15 protein-coding genes are annotated in these 17,121 nt (G+C 40.6%); 11 read left to right on the top strand and 4 right to left on the bottom strand.

What is annotated here, in order from left to right:
- The first annotated feature begins 73 nt into the window (after positions 1-73).
- The 7 genes from MMU07_RS12690 (at position 74) to MMU07_RS12720 (ending at position 6,320) form a co-directional block, all read left to right on the top strand.
- On the top strand, positions 74-1,051 hold the full coding sequence (locus tag MMU07_RS12690) for a phosphotransferase (protein WP_241126249.1): 978 nt from the start codon (positions 74-76) through the stop codon (positions 1,049-1,051).
- Positions 1,048-2,331 carry an ADP-ribosylglycohydrolase family protein gene (locus MMU07_RS12695; protein ID WP_241126250.1) on the top strand — a complete coding sequence of 428 codons (1,284 nt, stop codon included), beginning with the start codon at positions 1,048-1,050 and terminating at the stop codon, positions 2,329-2,331. Before MMU07_RS12690 ends, MMU07_RS12695 begins: the two co-directional genes overlap by 4 nt.
- Positions 2,332-2,490: 159 nt before the next feature.
- Positions 2,491-2,739, top strand: coding sequence for a DUF6364 family protein (locus tag MMU07_RS12700; protein ID WP_241126251.1), 249 nt, complete (start codon positions 2,491-2,493; stop codon positions 2,737-2,739).
- Entirely contained in the window at positions 2,739-3,155 is a 417-nt protein-coding gene (locus MMU07_RS12705) for a type II toxin-antitoxin system VapC family toxin (RefSeq protein ID WP_241126252.1), read from the top strand. Before MMU07_RS12700 ends, MMU07_RS12705 begins: the two co-directional genes overlap by 1 nt.
- Before the next feature lie 55 nt (positions 3,156-3,210).
- On the top strand, positions 3,211-4,161 hold the full coding sequence (locus MMU07_RS12710) for a polysaccharide deacetylase family protein (protein ID WP_241126253.1): 951 nt from the start codon (positions 3,211-3,213) through the stop codon (positions 4,159-4,161).
- A gap of 524 nt (positions 4,162-4,685) precedes the next feature.
- Entirely contained in the window at positions 4,686-5,009 is a 324-nt protein-coding gene (locus MMU07_RS12715; RefSeq protein WP_241126254.1) for a helix-turn-helix domain-containing protein, read from the top strand.
- A gap of 3 nt (positions 5,010-5,012) precedes the next feature.
- Complete coding sequence (locus MMU07_RS12720) at positions 5,013-6,320, top strand: type II toxin-antitoxin system HipA family toxin (protein WP_241126255.1); 1,308 nt, start codon at positions 5,013-5,015, stop codon at positions 6,318-6,320.
- A 76-nt stretch (positions 6,321-6,396) separates the two neighbouring features.
- Here the strand turns inward: MMU07_RS12720 and MMU07_RS12725 are convergent, their stop codons facing one another.
- The 4 genes from MMU07_RS12725 to MMU07_RS12740 form a co-directional block, all read right to left on the bottom strand.
- Complete coding sequence (locus MMU07_RS12725) at positions 6,397-6,984, bottom strand: DUF3244 domain-containing protein (RefSeq protein ID WP_241126256.1); 588 nt, start codon at positions 6,982-6,984, stop codon at positions 6,397-6,399.
- 391 nt (positions 6,985-7,375) lie between these two features.
- Positions 7,376-7,882: an acyl-CoA thioesterase gene (locus MMU07_RS12730; protein WP_241126294.1), complete on the bottom strand. Its 507-nt coding sequence runs from the start codon at positions 7,880-7,882 to the stop codon at positions 7,376-7,378.
- 394 nt (positions 7,883-8,276) lie between these two features.
- The gene (locus MMU07_RS12735; protein WP_241126257.1) at positions 8,277-9,473 is read right to left on the bottom strand and encodes a succinylglutamate desuccinylase/aspartoacylase family protein; all 1,197 of its coding nucleotides are present in this window, start codon (positions 9,471-9,473) and stop codon (positions 8,277-8,279) included.
- Positions 9,470-11,320 (bottom strand): glutamate-cysteine ligase family protein, encoded by a 1,851-nt coding sequence (locus MMU07_RS12740; RefSeq protein WP_241126258.1) that lies wholly within the window; start codon positions 11,318-11,320, stop codon positions 9,470-9,472. Before MMU07_RS12740 ends, MMU07_RS12735 begins: the two co-directional genes overlap by 4 nt.
- Before the next feature lie 324 nt (positions 11,321-11,644).
- Between MMU07_RS12740 and MMU07_RS12745 the strand changes: the two genes are divergently transcribed.
- The 4 genes from MMU07_RS12745 (at position 11,645) to MMU07_RS12760 (ending at position 16,863) form a co-directional block, all read left to right on the top strand.
- Positions 11,645-12,574: a bile acid:sodium symporter family protein gene (locus MMU07_RS12745; RefSeq protein ID WP_241126259.1), complete on the top strand. Its 930-nt coding sequence runs from the start codon at positions 11,645-11,647 to the stop codon at positions 12,572-12,574.
- An 18-nt stretch (positions 12,575-12,592) separates the two neighbouring features.
- Entirely contained in the window at positions 12,593-13,600 is a 1,008-nt protein-coding gene (locus tag MMU07_RS12750) for a lysophospholipid acyltransferase family protein (RefSeq protein WP_241126260.1), read from the top strand.
- 229 nt (positions 13,601-13,829) lie between these two features.
- Entirely contained in the window at positions 13,830-14,924 is a 1,095-nt protein-coding gene (gene hppD / locus MMU07_RS12755) for a 4-hydroxyphenylpyruvate dioxygenase (protein ID WP_241126261.1), read from the top strand.
- A gap of 205 nt (positions 14,925-15,129) precedes the next feature.
- Positions 15,130-16,863: a phospho-sugar mutase gene (locus MMU07_RS12760; protein ID WP_241126262.1), complete on the top strand. Its 1,734-nt coding sequence runs from the start codon at positions 15,130-15,132 to the stop codon at positions 16,861-16,863.
- Positions 16,864-17,121: the final 258 nt, after the last annotated feature.

Consider the following 17,121-nt stretch of genomic DNA (forward strand, 5'->3'; position numbering starts at 1 on the left):
CAAAAATGTAAAAAAATCAAAAATGGTCTTTGCCATCAATGTAATATTCTAAATTCGTTCCAAACATATTTTCATGATTTTACAGATTCCTTTAAATCCCCTTCAAGAAAAGTACCTCAGAAAGTCGGGCCTCCTCTTCCCCGATGAACAAATCCTCGAATACAGCAAGGCCGGAGAAGGAAATATGAATGTGGTCGTGAGACTGAAAACCGAAACCCGCAGCCTCATCCTCAAGCAATCCCGTCCATTTGTCGTCAAATATCCAACAATTCCGGCTCCTTTAGGCAGGATTTTTATCGAAGATGATTACTATCGGATCATCAATTCACATGAATTTCTTTCCGGATTTTCCCCAAAAATCATCCTTCGGGATAGTAAAAACCATCTCGTTGCCATGGATGACCTCGGTATCGGCGCGGACTTTATGGGCATTTACAGCAAGAAAATCAACCTTTCTGAGGATGAGATAGCCACCCTACCGGAATATCTTCTTTCCCTCCATAAATTAGAAATCCGAAATTTTTCAGACAACATGGATATGAAAAAGCTCAACCATGAGCATATTTTCTTCTATCCTTTTATGGAGTTCAATGGTTTTGACCTCGACAGCATACAGCCCGGATTGCAGGCCATGTCCATGAAATTCAAAACTGACCTTAAGCTGAAAAATGCTGTTAAAACTTTAGGAAAAAGATACCTTGAAAAAGGAAAACACCTGCTTCATGGGGATTTTTATCCCGGAAGTTGGATCAGGGTAGACTCGGGCCTTAAGGTGATCGATCCGGAATTTGCTTTTATGGGAGATGCCGAATTTGACCTTGGAGTTTTGATCGCCCATCTCAAAATGGCCAAAGCAAACCCGGAAACCATCCAAAACATAGTGAGCCATTATACTTCTAAATCACTTATTGATGAAAAACTGCTCCACCAATATACCGGAACAGAAATCCTCCGAAGACTTATCGGATTGGCACAACTCCCCTTGGCACTGACCTTGGAAGAAAAATCCGCTTTGGCTGATGAAGCAGCAACATTGATCCTAAAACCATGAAAAAAAGTATAAGTACAAGCCTGATGCTCGCCTTATTGGGTCTTGCCATTTCCTGCAAAAGCCCTGAAACCAACACCGACATCCCGGAAGAGGAGATCAAGCCACTGACACTTACAGACGAAGAGCTCAAAGACAAAGTATTGGGAATGCTCGTGGGTTCGGCGATCGGAGATGCCATGGGCGCACCTACGGAAATGTGGTCACGGGAAATGATCAGCGCAGAATATGGTTTTGTACAGGACTTGGACTCCATGGTCAGGGAAGTATCCCCCGAGGGGATTTGGAAGGCTAACCTGCCCGCCGGCGGTACCACCGACGACACAAGATGGAAGAAACTCGCCTTCGAATACCTTGCAGGTGAAAACCCCAAAACATTAGATCCAAAACAGTTCGCCTCTCATATCCTTGCACAATTTGACGGGTATCTCGCTGAGTACAAAACCATCGAAAGCGAAACCGCCGAACCATTTGAAGCAAATTCCCTCAAAGTCGGTTGGCTGCAGGAATGGGCAAAAGCCGCTCGCCCATATGTCAAAAATGACCTCAACGGCTATCAGATCGGACTCAGTACATTCTATGGAGGGGAAATGGTCTGTGCAGGATTGCTTTATGCACCTGCGATCGGCGCGTTTTTTCCTGAAAACCCCGAAAAAGCCTATTCTGAAGCCTTCAAATTGGCATTGTTTGATATCGGCTATGCGAAAGATATCACAGCCCTTTCAGCTGCAATGACCTCCGCTGCCATGAAAAAAGAGGCAACCCAAGCCGACGTCCTCGACGTGTTGAGGTCAGTCGATCCGGAGAAATATTATGGGGCAAGGTTGGTGGGAAGAAGTTCCTACAGGATCCTGCAGACCGCCCTGCAGATCGTGCAGGAGGCCAAAACCACCAACGAAGCAAAGTTCACCACTGAGGAGGAAAGGTTTGCCAAAGCCCAAACTTGGACTCCCGAGTACCTGCAGCCTGTCTTTGAGCAACTCGACCAACACCTGCAAGACATGCCTTTCCATGCCGGAGAAATCCACCTTCAGGTCCTAACAGCGATGATTTTTGCGGATTTTGATTTTGAGAAAACACTCATTTTCCTCGTCAACTATGGCAGGGACAATGATACCACTGCTGCCATCGCAGGAGGAATTTTGGGAGCATATTTTGGTTTCGACCGACTTCCCGAGCAAATGAAAAATCAAGTTCTCGAGGTCAATAAAAATGAATTGGACATCGACTTGGTGGAATTGTCAGAGAATATGACTGAGAATTTATTGAGGAGGTATAAGTGAGCGGGTTAAGGGTTAATTGGTTAATGGTTAATTGGTTAATGGTTAATTGGTTATTTGAAGCCTTGTTTAAAGAAACATTTTTAATAAAATACACGTGTAAAAAATTTAGTATTGACACGTGTAAATTTTATTACTAAATTGGTATCTAAATTCAAAGCTATGAATACGAAACTGACGCTGACGATTGAGAAATCAGTCATTGAAAACGCCAAAAAGTACGCCCAAATGAAGGAAAGGAGTCTCTCGGATTTGATTGAAAACTACCTGAAAGCCTTGACCAATGAAGAACCTTTACCTAAAAATGAATTGACTCCGATTGTCAAATCTTTGAAAGGATCATTTAAAATGCCGGAAAATTTCGATTATAAGAAAGAATTAACAGACCGCCTATCTGAAAAATATTTGTAATGGATACGGTTTTAATAGATACAGATGTTATCCTCGATTTCTTTTTTGACAGAAAACCATTTTCAGAAGAAGCATCAATACTTTTGAGTTTATGTGAAAAAGGAGAAGTCAAAGGTTTTGTTACTTCCATCATGTTGAGCAATGTCTATTATTTATTGAGGAAAACAGCAAACCATGAAAAGGTGATTGAAAATCTAAAAATGCTGATGAACATCATCGATGTCACCACAACCAACAAAAATACTGTCATTGAGGCACTTAACTCTGAATTCAAAGATTTTGAGGATGCGCTTCAGAATTTCTCAGCCAAAAATGAAAAAGAAATCAAAGTCATCATTACCAGAAATATTAAAGATTATAAATCAAGCACTTTATCCATAATGACCCCGGAATCTTATCTGAAATCAGCCAAATAGAAAGGTCATTTTGAAATCATAAGTCTCTTTGGGGCTCCAATGTTTCTTTAAAAAAATGAAAAGAAAACCTACATTCAAATGGCTTCTCTGCTTACTGACCTACTTTTTCTTTGGAGCGCTTTCTGCCAATAGTCAAACGAATGTGGCAATAACGATAGATGATGTACCAAACACCCGGCAGTTTGAAACGGATAATTTTCAATCTCAATTACTCGATAATCTGGATTCATTCAATATTCCGGTTGCAATTTTTATCAATGAAGGATTGCTCTATAAAACTGATTCAATTGCCAGAAATTTTAAACTCTTGGTTGATTGGGCAAAAAAGGATTTTGTTACTCTTGGTAACCACACGTTTAGCCATGCCAGGTATTCAGATGTGGGGTTTGAACCATTCAAGGCAGATGTTGAAAAAGGTGAATTCATCAGCCGGGAGCTCTCAGGCAAATACAATAAACCACTTCAATATTTTCGCTTCCCATTCAATGATTTAGGGAAAGATTCCGTCCAACAAATTTTGATTCACAGCTTTCTAAAGGAAAAAAAGTACATCAGCACTCCTTTCACAGTGGAAAGTTCTGATTGGATGTTCAATTATATCTATGAGTATTATCTTTCACATTCTGAACCGGAAAAGGCAAAGGAAATCGGTGAGTTATATGTTTCCAAAACCATAGATTATTTCCATTTTTTTGATTCCCTTTCTTTAGAAAAATATGGAAGAAAAGTGAACCAAATCTTTCTTTGTCATGATAATGCTTTGAACTCCAAATACCTTGGTGAAATCGTCCGGAAGTTAAAAGAGGAAAACCACAACTTCATTAGTCTGGAAACCGCTCTACTAGACACTGTTTACCTCCAAGAAAATCAGTATTATCAAAAATGGGGAGTTTCTTGGTTCTACAGGTGGATGCCTGTGCAGCAGGAAAGAACCCGTTGGATGAGGTTAGAACCAGATTTGAGTCTGATTGAATTATTATACCGAGAATTAACGGATAAAGAATAAAGAAATGGAAAAGCCCTTCTTTCTCCCAATTGAAGAATCCTTGTTCAAACCAAATCCCATAAAAATCAATAAACCAAACAGAATTCATCTTGCTGGCGAAATAGCAGATTTTGATAAAAAAAAAGCCTGAAGAATTAACTCCAGGGCTTTGGTCTTCAATAGTGGTTAAGTTTACAAGAAAAGGGTTTTTGTTCTTCCGGTCGCGTCAGTGACTTTCAATGACACTTCATTGGTATTCAGGTTTTTTAAGTGATAGACTTTGGTAAAAGCTTCGGCTTGGTCGATTTTTCTGAATTTGGTTGACTCCCCACGCGATTTAGTTTATTAGACTCATGCTTATCTAATTTCAAATTAATTTTTATTGCATGAAAAATAATTCACTATATATATAAATAAGACTTAATGAATGAATATTCATTCTTATAATATTTAATAAAAAAATGTTTAAATTTGTATTGTATTCCATTCATAAAATACTAAATTACTATATAATGACTGACGAATCATCCAAAAATTGGTTTTCTATGAGCGATCAAGCTTTAACAGAGCAAATCGGTACTTTTGTGAGGCATCACCGTGTGGAACAAAATAAAACACAGGATACTTTGGCCTTGGAATCCGGCATCAGCCGCTCGACTTTGAGTCTTTTGGAGCGGGGAGAAACGGTCACGGTCGCCACCCTAATCCAGGTATTGCGGATGCTTGACAGGTTGGACATCATGGATTCATTTGAAATAAAAGAGACAATAAGTCCGTTGGACTTGGTTAAAAAACAAAAAGTCAATCGGCAGCGGGTTAGGCTGAAATCCAAGGGAACTGAAAAAAAAGAGGAACAAATCGATTGGTAAGACATGGAGGTAGCTAGTGTTTCTATTTGGGGGAAATCTGTTGGAGCTGTCGCTTGGGATGGAAAAGCCGGTTATGCAATATTTGAATTTGAGCCTAAATTCAGGCAACTTGGTTGGGATTTGTCTCCATTAAAAATGCCTGTTGGAATAATTCAAAGTAAATTTTCATTTCCTGACCTCCGTGGAGGAAAAAATCCAGAATATAACACATTCAAGGGATTACCGGGACTATTGGCAGATGCGTTGCCCGACAGATATGGTAACCAACTAATCAACTTATGGCTAGCTCAGCAAGGCCGTCCTATGGATAGCATGAATCCTGTAGAAATGCTCTGTTTCATAGGAACCCGGGGCATGGGCGCATTAGAATTTGAACCTGTAGTACTCAAAGAGACCAAACGTGTTTTCTCTATTGAAATCGACAGCCTAGTTGACACAGCCAAAAATATACTGAATCAGAAGGAGACATTTTTCACCGATCTCCACAAAGATGAAGAGCAGGCACTTACAGAGATTCTCAAAATAGGCACTTCCGCCGGTGGTGCCAGACCAAAGGCGTTAATAGCTTGGAATGAAAATACAGGAGAGGTTAAATCAGGCCAAACGACAGCACCAAAAGGATTTGGTCATTGGCTGATCAAACTTGATGGTGTCAGTGATGTACAGCTTGGTTCAAGTCATGGTTTTGGAAGGGTGGAAATGGCTTACTACCATATGGCAAAAGCCTGTGGGATCGTAATGATGCCTTGTAGGCTTTTGGAAGAAAATGGGAGGGCACATTTTATGACCAAGCGATTTGACCGGGAGGATGGAGGGGTGAAGCACCATGTACAAACTTTTTGTGCACTGAAGCATTTTGATTATAATCAGGTAGGCAGCTTCAGTTACGAACAACTATTCCAATGTATGAGGGAGCTTAAGTTGAGTTATGCAGATGCAGAACAGATGTTTAGGAGGATGGTATTCAATGTTATAGCTCGGAATTGTGATGACCATACCAAGAATTTTTCGTTTTTGTTGCGACAGGGAGGAAAATGGGAATTGGCTCCTGCATATGATCTTTGCCATGCATTCCGGCCGGGAAGCGATTGGGTAAGCCAACATACCCTAAGCATCAATGGCAAACGAAAAAATATCAAAAGAGAGGATCTGATGACTATAGGAAATTCCATCCACTGCAAAAATGCTTCAGTCATCATTGATGAAATAAATGATATCGTCCAAGATTGGAAAATATTTGCAGATGAAGTTCAAGTCTATCTTAAACTCCGCGATGAAATAGGCGGAACCCTTATAAATATTAATAGGTAATTCTAAAATAGAATTATAACGAAAAAAAGCCCTGAAGAATAAACTCCAGGGCTTTGGTCTTCAATAGTGGTTAAGTTTACAAGAAAAGGGTTTTTGTTCTTCCGGTTGCATCAGTGACCTTCAGTGACACATCTTTATTATTCAGGTTTTTTAAGTGATAGACTTTGGTAAAAGCTTCGGCTTGGTCGATTTTTTCAGTAAAAATGGATCTTCCGTTTTGGTCTAAAATTTCAACTTTTGTTCCGGGCTCCTCCAATCCGATCACTGCCAATCTGAAGGAGTTTTCATCAATGCTTTTGCCGTAGGCCATCAAAGGAAGCGGTGTAGGTGCCTCTTTGGTTTCGACGGTGTAGATCATCTTCTCAGCACTTGGTTCTTTGATATTGCTTTCGATGGAGATTTGATATTCTCCAGCCGGAAGCTGTGAAAGGTCATAAGGAACCTGCATGTCTTCTTTTACCTTCACATATTGCTGGTGAAGCTTGTGGCCTTCACTGTCTAGGACTTCGAGTTTGACTTTGCCTAAACCTTCTTTTAGAGAGATGGCTACTTTTTTGTCCTTGGAACGTACTGAAGACAATTCTTCGATTCCGTCATTTGATGCGTTTGCAATGCTGGCTACACCTAGTGTGGCGGCTAATGCGAGTGTGAATAATTTTTTCATTTTGTGTGGTTGTTTATAAGTTGGTATGATCCCTTATCCATCTTCTGTTCCAATTTTATTTTGGTAGTGACCGCGCCAGTTTTCAGGTTAAATAATTTTAACCCAAACGTTAAAAATTTAACATTCAATCGATTGTGAGGAAGGCGTTGAAAGCTAAAAACTGTATTATCCTGATACAATTGGACATCATAGTGTCCTGTTTCGAAACAGATTTTAGCAAAAAACTAAGTTTACCACTTTGCCAAAGGTTGCATGAGGATTGAAATATTAACCAAATTTAATTTTGAAAAATTTTTAGAAAATTCTTTTGGCAAAAATCAAATAAAAAAACCTGTACGATTTTGTACAGGTTCCGTTCTACATCGGTCAAGAAAAGCGTATAGATAGGCTTTTACAATTCTGATTTGATGATTTTGACCCTTTCGGAAATCGTCATATTGCTGATATCAAGGTTTTCGGAAGTGGCTTTGAGAAATTCTAAAACTGCTCCCTCGTGGTCGGTCGATGCGCCTTCTTTGACAGTTACATAGCGCATTGTGGTCCAAAGGACAGTTTTGAGCTCCTTTTGTGCATCATCGGTCATGTAGTATTCGACGACGATGGTGTTGTGGTTATACCAAAGCAGACGGCTCATGATACGGATCCACTCTCCCACTTTGGCTGGACGGACATAGGAGATGTTGTGGTTATATACCACCCAAGCTGATTTATACTTTCGGATAAAATCGATCACTTCGACACCATAAAGCTTCGGAACCTGATCTTCCCGCGCATTGAAAAAGTAGTCAAAGTATTTTGCATTGTTAAGGTGCTGCAGCGGGTCGCAATCCTGAAACCTGATGACGACACGGCTTTCGGTTTGCTTTGGATAGTGCTTTTCTGGATTGTATTCAAACATGGCTTCGGTTTTTGGAGTGAACAACATGAAATTAAGGAATTGTTCCTTTTGATGGGAATAAATTGGTACCAGGTCCCTGAGCTTATCGAAGGGTTGGTTATTGGGTTTTTGGTTATTTGGTTATTTGGAATTCTGGCGCTGAATTAAAATCCAAAAAGGCATGGCCTGACAGACAATATCTATAAATATCCAGAATCAATAAATATCAAATAAAAATAAACCTTGAAACATTCTCGAATCCCCAATATCCAATAATATCCAGTATCAATAAATATCAGTCAACAATAAACCTCTAAACTTCAACAAATCCTCAATATCCATTAATATCCAATATCAATTAATATCAAAATAAAAATCTCCAATTTTTAACGAATCCTCAATTTCAGACAAAAAACTACCACCACCCCTCATTCATATACATTTTCTTTTTGGAAGTTTTTTCACGATTGTAGAGCCTGAGGTATTGCACATCCAAATGCCTGACTCGATATCCAAGCAAATGAAAAAGTGGCTTGGCCATAAATTTGGCTATTTTGAGGTCAACAAGCAGAATTTCCTTGTCCCGATGTTCCCACTTCACTCCGTGGAGTAAAGTAAAGAGGTTGTCTATTTTGATTTTCCTTAAAAAAGCGGATAGCCTTAACGCCCAGATCGGAATCTTGCGAATGATAAAAAATCCATCACTCCCTTGATTTTGGTAAAGTGGCATAAACAGCCTGCCACCATATGTCGAATACACTGTCTCCGCATTGTTGGTGGCCAATTGGGTTCCTTTATTGATTTTTTGAAAACTCTCAAATCCCGGCAGCATCTTAAATACATCCATTCCTATGATTCTATGCAGGTATACCACCTCAAAAATATCCCTGACTGAAGATGCTGCTTTCTGCAATTGGTCTTTGAATTTGCCATAGTCTTCAATGTCAAGTTTGCCTATGGAACCAGTCTCAACCAATGCCAAATAGGTAAAAGCGATACTGTTTTTGACAGCCTCAGGATCCAGGTGCTGCCCAGATTCAAAACCGATCGCAACATATCCCAATTGATTGATATAGCTGAGCATTGGCCCTTCGAGATACTCTTCGATTCCAAGTACTACAGGCACAGGAAATTGCCTCACAAACTTCCTGTTTATCAATGAATCATTGATAGTAATAAAAGGAAGTGTCTTACTTGAAGTCGTGTGGTAATCGATAAAATAAAAAGGCCCTTTTTCTGTTTTGGTGATTTCCTTGAGCAAATCCAAAAGTTCGAGAAGCTCCTTTTCCTCTTCCAAAAGGACTTTCTTATTTGCGACCATTTTGATGTTTGTCTTGGTCCAAAGTCTGTTGAGGTCAATGTCCAAAAATCTTTTGCCTTCAGAAAGTGCCTTCAGATTACCCCTGAGGGCATAAATTGATCCCCTTAGAATATCTTGACGTGTAGAAAGGTCTGCCAAAACCCGCTCTAATGCCGTGACTCCGGCAGGTTCGTTGCCGTGAATTCCTGCAAAAAACAATACGGTCGGACCGGGTATTTCCCCTTTCAATTTTTGGATTACCCGACTGACAGGCATGTCAATTTTGGAGGGTGAAGTTTGGGCATCAATCATAGGTCATTTGAAGTCAAAATCCCAATTAGTTTGTTTTCTCGCACCACAGGCAATGCATGTATCTTGTGCCGGTCCATCAATTCTTTGGCTTCATCGACAGTACTGTCCTGTCCGATGGTGATCAATTCGGTTTTCATCAGTGATTTGACTGTGGCTTGTGTAGCATTTCCATTTTCAAAAAGAAGCTGGACATCAACCCAAGACAAAATCCCGAGGAGTTCCTTGTCGCCTTTGATGACGGGCATGTGGTGGATATTTTTCCATTTCATCATATGGGCGACCAATTCGATCGAATCTTTTTCCTCCACCGAAAATATGTCTGTACTCATGACATGGTGGACTTTTTTGGTGATGTTAAACTGCGACATCGCTTCAGGTGGAAGAACTTCCCATTCAGACACCGGCTTTTTACTTTCCTGGTTGAGGTACAAGTTTGCGGTCAACACCTGCACGGCAGCATCGGGTTTTTTGGTAATAAGGAGATTCCTGTAGCTTTTGGTTATCCATTCTGATCCGTTATGGGTATTGATTCTGTTTTGGATGACAGAAAGGTACTTCTCAATATCTCCTTCAGAAATTCCGACTTTTGTCAAACCATCCCTTGCTATGGGAAGGAATACTTCTGATAACAATTTTTGTGCAGAATACAATTTTCCCTCCCAATGAAACTGTACCGCCATCCCATACCTTGCCGCGGCTAAGAAATTGGATTTCACTTCTTTGAAATCCATCATCAGGTGGAGCTCCTTGTATTTCTCAGGTCTGCCTTTCATCAGCCCCACCCAAAAAGCCATATTGGCAATCTGATCAATGACCGTCGGACCCGAAGGGAGGTATCGGCATTCGATCCTGAGGTGAGGCTTTCCATCTCCGACTCCAAAGCAGGCGCGGTTCCACCGATAGACTGTTCCGTTATGAAGACAAAGTGCTTTAAGTAAAGGGATTTCTCCTTTTTCGACCAAATCCACACTATCCGATTCAAAGTCTGCTGTAAGAATGCTGCGAAATCGAGCAATGTTATCTTTGAACACATCCGAAATGGTACCTGTCTGCCATTTGCTTTCAAAACTTACTCTAGGTTGGTTTTCGTTGAGGAAAAAGGAATTGGTCCTGACATCGACACTTTGGGTAAAAAGGGCAATCCTTGTTTCACTCCAAAGCTCTTTTCCAAAAAGCAAAGGAGAATTGCTGCAGGCCGCCAATACAGGACCTGTGATGGCCTGAGACCAATTAAACATCTCTACAAACTCCTCAGGATCCAACTGCAGGTGCATCTGAAAACTCGTATTGCATCCCTCCAACATTACTGAATCGTGGAGCATAGTGACTTCATCTACTCCCTTGATATGGATACTGAAGTCCTGACCCCGGTATTCTTTTGCTGCTTCATTCAATACAAAATAGCGGTCTACAGCAGTCATACTTTCCAAAGTCGTGTGCTTGGACGCAATGGTGGGCAATATTCCTGTGATGATAATTCTGGATCCGAATTTTTGGGCAGCGGATTTGGCTTTTCCCATCAAATCATCTAGATCTCGGTGAAGAACCGAAAAACAGTCCCTACCAAGCGGAATGGGGTCTGAGTTGATTTCAAGGTTGTAGTTTCCTATTTCGGTAGTAAAATGCCTGTCATTTATTTCTTCTAGGACTTGAAGTGATTTACTATGGGGCAAAAACTCAGAATCCACGATACAAAACTCCTGCTCGGCACCGATACGAATCGGAGATTTCTCAAACATGTCGCGCTGTATCATCAGTTCGAGGGCTTCGATGTCCCTGACCAAATGGTGCAGGTAAATTGCCCTCTGTTTTTTTCCTTTTAATTTCCTAACGTTCTTAGACCCCATATTTTATTTCTAGAGAATGTGAAGCTAGCGAAAATCAATTCCTGAAAACATGAGAAATATCATTGATGCTATTGATATTTATCGAGTAGTGGAATGGAGAAAAATCTACTGTGATTTCGGGCAGTAGTTCCTATTAATTTTATGGATTACTCAGGTCTTCGATATCTGTCCACCCACAGAAATTAATTTGAACTATAACCCAACCAATAATTAGCAATTGAAAAAATATATTTACCCAAAACAAATTCACTTTAATCCCCAAAGGCTATGTTCGGATTGAAAACAATAATCAGTATCTTTCTTGGATAAACTCAAAGCAAATATATGGTCGAAGCCCTTGATAGCAGTACATTAAACTTCAATCAGGATTCTCTTTTCCTGCTCAATATGTCACTGGCGATCATCATGTTTGGGGTTGCGCTGGACCTGAGACTTACAGACTTCAAGTACATCGCCAAAAACCCAAAAGCTTTTTGGCTCGGGATTTTTTCCCAGTTTTTTTTCTTGCCTTTGATGACCCTAATGTTGGTATACCTGATAAGTCCCCCGCCTTCGGTAGCTTTGGGGATGTTTTTGGTAGCAGCCTGTCCGGGAGGGAATGTTTCAAATTTCCTTACCCACCTGGCTAAGGGAAATACGGCATTATCTGTTTCATTGACAGCTTTTTCCACAGGTTTTTCAATATTTATTACCCCTTTCAATTTTGCACTTTGGTCAGGATTCTATGGACCAACGGCTGATTTGCTTCAGGAGATATCACTTTCTTACACAGATGTGTTTCAGACTGTGGCTCTGATTTTGGGTATTCCCTTGGTCTTGGGGATGATGGTCAACAACCGATTTCCAAATTGGGCTGCCAAAGCCACCAAAATCCTCAAACCTGTCAGTATCCTCATTTTTGCAGCATTTGTGGTGATTGCCTTTGTCGGTAATTACAACCTGTTTTTGAAGTTCATCGGGTTGATTTTTCTTTGGGTGTTGGGACATAATTTCGTCGCTTTGTTTTCGGGTTATTCCCTTGCAAAAATCGGAAAACTGAGCTTGGCTGATACCAAAACACTTACAATTGAAACAGGAATCCAAAATTCCGGTTTGGCCTTGGTATTGATTTTCACCTATTTTGAAGGATTGGGAGGAATGGCTATCATTGCAGCTTGGTGGGGCATATGGCACATCATTTCGGGAATGAGTCTTTCACTTTATTGGAAAAGAATAAAAGAAACAAATCCGCGATGGGTCACCCAAAAAGGATAGCCACGAAAAATCAGATTCATGAAAAACCTTTTCAACGCAATTTTAAGGCTTATTGTCAAATTGGCTCTGCATGTCTACTTTTCCAAAATTAAAGTTCATGGCGCAGATAATATCCCAAAAGGCAAGGCTGTGTTGATCGTATCCAACCACCAAAATGCTTTGATTGACCCGATACTCATCGCGACACATACCAATTTAAAGCCTCACTTCTTGACAAGGGCCTCTGTATTCAAAAAATCATTTGTGGCCAAGTTGCTTGATTTTATTAGAATGATCCCCATCTACAGGGTGAGGGACGGAATCAACAACATGGAAAAAAACAATGAAACCTTTGAAAAAAGTGTCAATATACTTTTGGAAAAGGGAAGCATTGTGATTTTTGCGGAAGGCAACCACAGCAACCAAAGAAACCTGAGGCCTCTCAAAAAAGGATTTGCACGGATCGCATACCAAGCTTTGGAAAGGGAACCTGACCTTGATTTGGTCATCCTTCCTGTGGGTATCAATTACAGCAATCACCGCTTCTCCGGCAGCAAGGTCAGTTTGACATTTGGAGCACCAATCAGTCCAAGAGAATACATTCCGCTTTTTGAACCTTTGATGGTGGAAACTTTCAAGTCTTTGGAACCTTTGGTCAGCACCATCCCGGAAGCTGACTATCAAAAAAACCTTGATGACCTGATAAAAAGCAGAATTGACCTCACCAAACCCGATGATGTCAAAGAGTTCCTGTCAAACAAACCCCAAAAAACACCTGAAAAGCCCTATTCCAAACCTTATTTTTCCAATAAAGTCATGAAAGTACTTCATTTTCCAATTTATTGGATTTGGCTTTGGATCCGGCCAAAAATCCAAGATTTGGTCTTTTATGCCACCTTCAAGTTTGTGATCGGTCTGGTGATGATTCCATTATGGTATGGGTTTTTGGTCTTTGGACTCCCCAAATTAGGCCTTGTGGAATGGTCGTTTTCTTGGGCATTTTTAGGAGTTGTATACCTATTGGCAAACAGGAATGGGCAGGAGTAGGGAGGTTGGAAGATTGGAAGATAGGAAAACAAATCCGTAAACGGTCGACGGTCAATCATGGATATGCTAATTTATTTAGACTCTTCAACCACAACTGAACCTTGTTAACTGTATACCGATACACACACTGCCATCTGAAAACTGAAAACTGACCATTGAATACTACCCTAATTCCTCTCCATTTCCCTATATTTGAACCAAGAAATATTAAACCCAAAAACCTTAGAAAATGAAACAGGATTTTCTTCCCCTCAACGGGACAGATTATGTGGAACTGTACGTCGGCAATGCAAAGCAATCTTCCTTTTTTTACCAGTATGCTTTTGGCTATGAACTTATTGCCTATGCAGGGCCGGAGACAGGGATCAGAGACCGTGCGTCATATGTCTTGAAGCAGGACAAAATCAGGCTAGTTCTTACCACGCCTTTGAAGGAAAACCACCCCATTGCAGATCATATCAAAAAACATGGAGACGGTGTCAAAGTATTGGCACTATGGGTAGATGATGCAGCACAATCCTTTATCGAAACCGTAATGCGGGGAGCTATTCCTCATGAAGAACCAAAAGTTAGCAAAGACGAGTTTGGAGAAGTGGTCACCGCCTCCATTAAAACCTATGGCGAGACAATCCACACGTTTGTTGAAAGGAAAAATTATAGAGGTGTCTTTTTACCGGGTTATAAGCCGAGGAAAAGTGAATATCAAGCAAAACCGATTGGATTGAAATACATTGACCATTGTGTAGGTAATGTCGGTTGGGGCGAAATGAACAAGTGGGTGGATTTCTACGAAAATGTGATGGGTTTCAAGCTTCTGATCACCTTTGATGACAAGGACATTTCCACTGAATATTCAGCATTGATGTCAAAAGTAGTCTCCAACGGCAACGGATTCATCAAATTCCCCATCAATGAACCTGCCGAAGGCAAAAAGAAATCCCAGATTGAAGAATACCTCGACTTTTACAAAGGACCGGGGGTGCAGCACATGGCAATTGCCACGGATGACATTATCCATACCGTCTCCGAATTGCGAAGAAGAGGCGTTGAGTTTTTGGAAGTTCCGGCTTCATATTATGAGGATTTATTGGATAGAGTCGGGAAAATTGAAGAAGACCTTCAGCCTTTGAAAGACCTCAATATCCTGGTTGATCGTGATGAAGAAGGCTATCTTTTGCAGATTTTCACCAAGCCTGTACAGGACCGTCCTACTCTCTTCTACGAAATCATCCAAAGAAAAGGAGCCAAATCTTTTGGCAAAGGAAATTTCAAGGCTTTGTTTGAGGCGATTGAAAGAGAGCAGGAATTGAGGGGAAATTTGTAGGATGAGAGGGAAGTAGGAAGGTTAGGAAGTTGGGAAGTAGGAAGGTGATCAAAGTTAGGTAAGAGGAGGAAAGTAAGGGGTAGAAGGTGGTGAAGAAAATGAAATTACAAAACCCATTCCTACATTATTTCTACATTTTCCATGAGGAATGCAGGTTATTTTATTGAAATATTTAAATTAGAAATCCAATCAAAATTTTTCACAGATGACAACATTAGATCCAATGATTTTGGCCAAAGCAAACAGCTGGCTAAACAGTAACATTGACGAAAAGAGCAAAAAAGAAATACAGTCCCTGCTCGATGCAGCTGACAAAACAGAACTGATTGATTCTTTTTATAGAGACCTTGAGTTTGGCACAGGTGGTTTGAGAGGTTTAATGGGCGTAGGTTCCAACAGGATGAATGTCTATACTGTTGCCATGGCTACCCAGGGATTGGCAAATTACCTTTTAAAATGCTTTCCCGGTGAAGATATCAAAGTGGCCATTACGCATGACTGCCGTATCAACAACACGCTTTTTGCAGAAACGACTGCGAATGTATTTACAGCCAATGGTATCAAAGTCAAATATTTCAGAGAAATGCGGCCCACACCAATGCTTTCCTTTGCTATCAGGCATTTTGGATGCAAAAGCGGTGTCATGGTCACTGCATCACACAATCCCAAAGAATATAACGGCTATAAAGCATATTGGGATGATGGCGGACAGGTAGTGGCTCCACATGATAAAAACATCATCCATGAAGTCATGAAGATCACCTCTATGGATGCTGTCAACTGGAATAAAAATGACAGCCTCATTGAATACATTGAGGAGGACTTCGATAAAATCTATTTGGACCTTGTCAAAAAACTAAGCCTCTCCAAAACTGAAATCCAAGCTCAGAAAAACATGCCAATAGTCTTCTCCCCCATCCATGGTGCCTCCGGCAAAATGGTGCCTGCAGCGCTGAAGGCTTTTGGATTTGAAAATGTCCATGTCGTCAAAGAACAGGAACAGCCAGACGGAACTTTCCCTACGGTTATTTACCCAAATCCCGAGGAAGCCGAAGCACTGACAATGGCGATAGAACTAGGTAAAAAAACGGGAGCAGAACTTGTTTTGGCTTGCGATCCTGATGGGGACCGGTATGCAGCCTGTGTTCCTGATGGCAGAGGAGGTTATGATCTGTTAAATGGAAACCAAACAGGTGCATTATTAACCTACTACCTTTTGAGCAAATGGAAAGAACTCGGAAAGCTTGACGGAAACCAATTTATGGTAAATACCATCGTGACCACAGAACTCATCGATGAGATTTGTAAAGGTTTTGGCGTCACCTGCTTTTCAGTACTGACAGGATTCAAAAACATCGCAGAAATCATCCGAAATCTGGAGGGTAAAAAACAGTTTATCGGTGGTGGCGAAGAAAGCTATGGCTATCTCGTCGGCGATTTTGTGAGGGACAAAGACGGAGTTTCTGCCTGTGCGATGGTTTCTGAGATAGTCGCTTACTACAAATCCCAAGGTAAAACTGTCCAAAACGTCTTGGCTGAGGTTTACACCCAATTTGGCTTCTACAAGGAATCCCTGATCTCTGTGACCAAAAAAGGCAAGGATGGAGCGGAACAGATCCAACAGCTGATGGCAGGTTTCAGAACCAACAGACCTACAGAAATGAATGGTATCAAAGTAGTGAAAGTAGTGGATGTCAAGGAGAGCAAAGTGTATGACATTGTCAAGGGCACTGAATCTGCTCTAAAAATGGACAAATCAAATGTCATCCAATTCTATTTGGCTGATGGAAGCAAGATTTCTGCAAGACCTTCCGGAACCGAACCAAAGATCAAATATTACTTCTCTGTGAATGAACCTCTTCCCAACAAGGAAGCATACAAAGCGGTAGAAGCTTCCCTTGAAAGAAAAATCGAAGGCCTTAAAAAATACTTCAGCTAACAATAAATATTAGAAAAAATGAAAATAAGCCACTTCAGCAATCTGGAGTGGCTTATTTTTTCAAAATAGGTAAATGAATGTCTGCAAGGATGCAAGAAAAACAAAATTTGAAATAACTGACAGCAGGATATTCTAATGTCTAAAATTTTGGTGTTTCTACCCGGCAACAGTAATAAATGGCCCACTTGCAAAGAAGCATACATCGCTAAAAGGTTTTAATGAATGTTAAAAATCCAATCCAAAATCAAATAGGTAACA

Origin of the sequence: Cognataquiflexum nitidum (assembly GCF_022538055.1) — a bacterium.
GTDB lineage: Bacteria > Bacteroidota > Bacteroidia > Cytophagales > Cyclobacteriaceae > Cognataquiflexum > Cognataquiflexum nitidum.

Coding starts and splice junctions, on each gene's coding strand:
- MMU07_RS12760 (WP_241126262.1), top strand. CDS start 15,130: ATGACAACATTAGATCCAATGATTTTGGCCAAAGCAAACAGCTGGCTA.
- MMU07_RS12735 (WP_241126257.1), bottom strand. CDS start 9,473: ATGATTGATGCCCAAACTTCACCCTCCAAAATTGACATGCCTGTCAGT.
- MMU07_RS12705 (WP_241126252.1), top strand. CDS start 2,739: ATGGATACGGTTTTAATAGATACAGATGTTATCCTCGATTTCTTTTTT.
- MMU07_RS12710 (WP_241126253.1), top strand. CDS start 3,211: ATGAAAAGAAAACCTACATTCAAATGGCTTCTCTGCTTACTGACCTAC.
- MMU07_RS12690 (WP_241126249.1), top strand. CDS start 74: ATGATTTTACAGATTCCTTTAAATCCCCTTCAAGAAAAGTACCTCAGA.
- MMU07_RS12715 (WP_241126254.1), top strand. CDS start 4,686: ATGAGCGATCAAGCTTTAACAGAGCAAATCGGTACTTTTGTGAGGCAT.
- MMU07_RS12725 (WP_241126256.1), bottom strand. CDS start 6,984: ATGAAAAAATTATTCACACTCGCATTAGCCGCCACACTAGGTGTAGCC.
- hppD (WP_241126261.1), top strand. CDS start 13,830: ATGAAACAGGATTTTCTTCCCCTCAACGGGACAGATTATGTGGAACTG.
- MMU07_RS12700 (WP_241126251.1), top strand. CDS start 2,491: ATGAATACGAAACTGACGCTGACGATTGAGAAATCAGTCATTGAAAAC.
- MMU07_RS12740 (WP_241126258.1), bottom strand. CDS start 11,320: ATGGGGTCTAAGAACGTTAGGAAATTAAAAGGAAAAAAACAGAGGGCA.
- MMU07_RS12695 (WP_241126250.1), top strand. CDS start 1,048: ATGAAAAAAAGTATAAGTACAAGCCTGATGCTCGCCTTATTGGGTCTT.
- MMU07_RS12720 (WP_241126255.1), top strand. CDS start 5,013: ATGGAGGTAGCTAGTGTTTCTATTTGGGGGAAATCTGTTGGAGCTGTC.
- MMU07_RS12730 (WP_241126294.1), bottom strand. CDS start 7,882: ATGTTTGAATACAATCCAGAAAAGCACTATCCAAAGCAAACCGAAAGC.
- MMU07_RS12750 (WP_241126260.1), top strand. CDS start 12,593: ATGAAAAACCTTTTCAACGCAATTTTAAGGCTTATTGTCAAATTGGCT.
- MMU07_RS12745 (WP_241126259.1), top strand. CDS start 11,645: ATGGTCGAAGCCCTTGATAGCAGTACATTAAACTTCAATCAGGATTCT.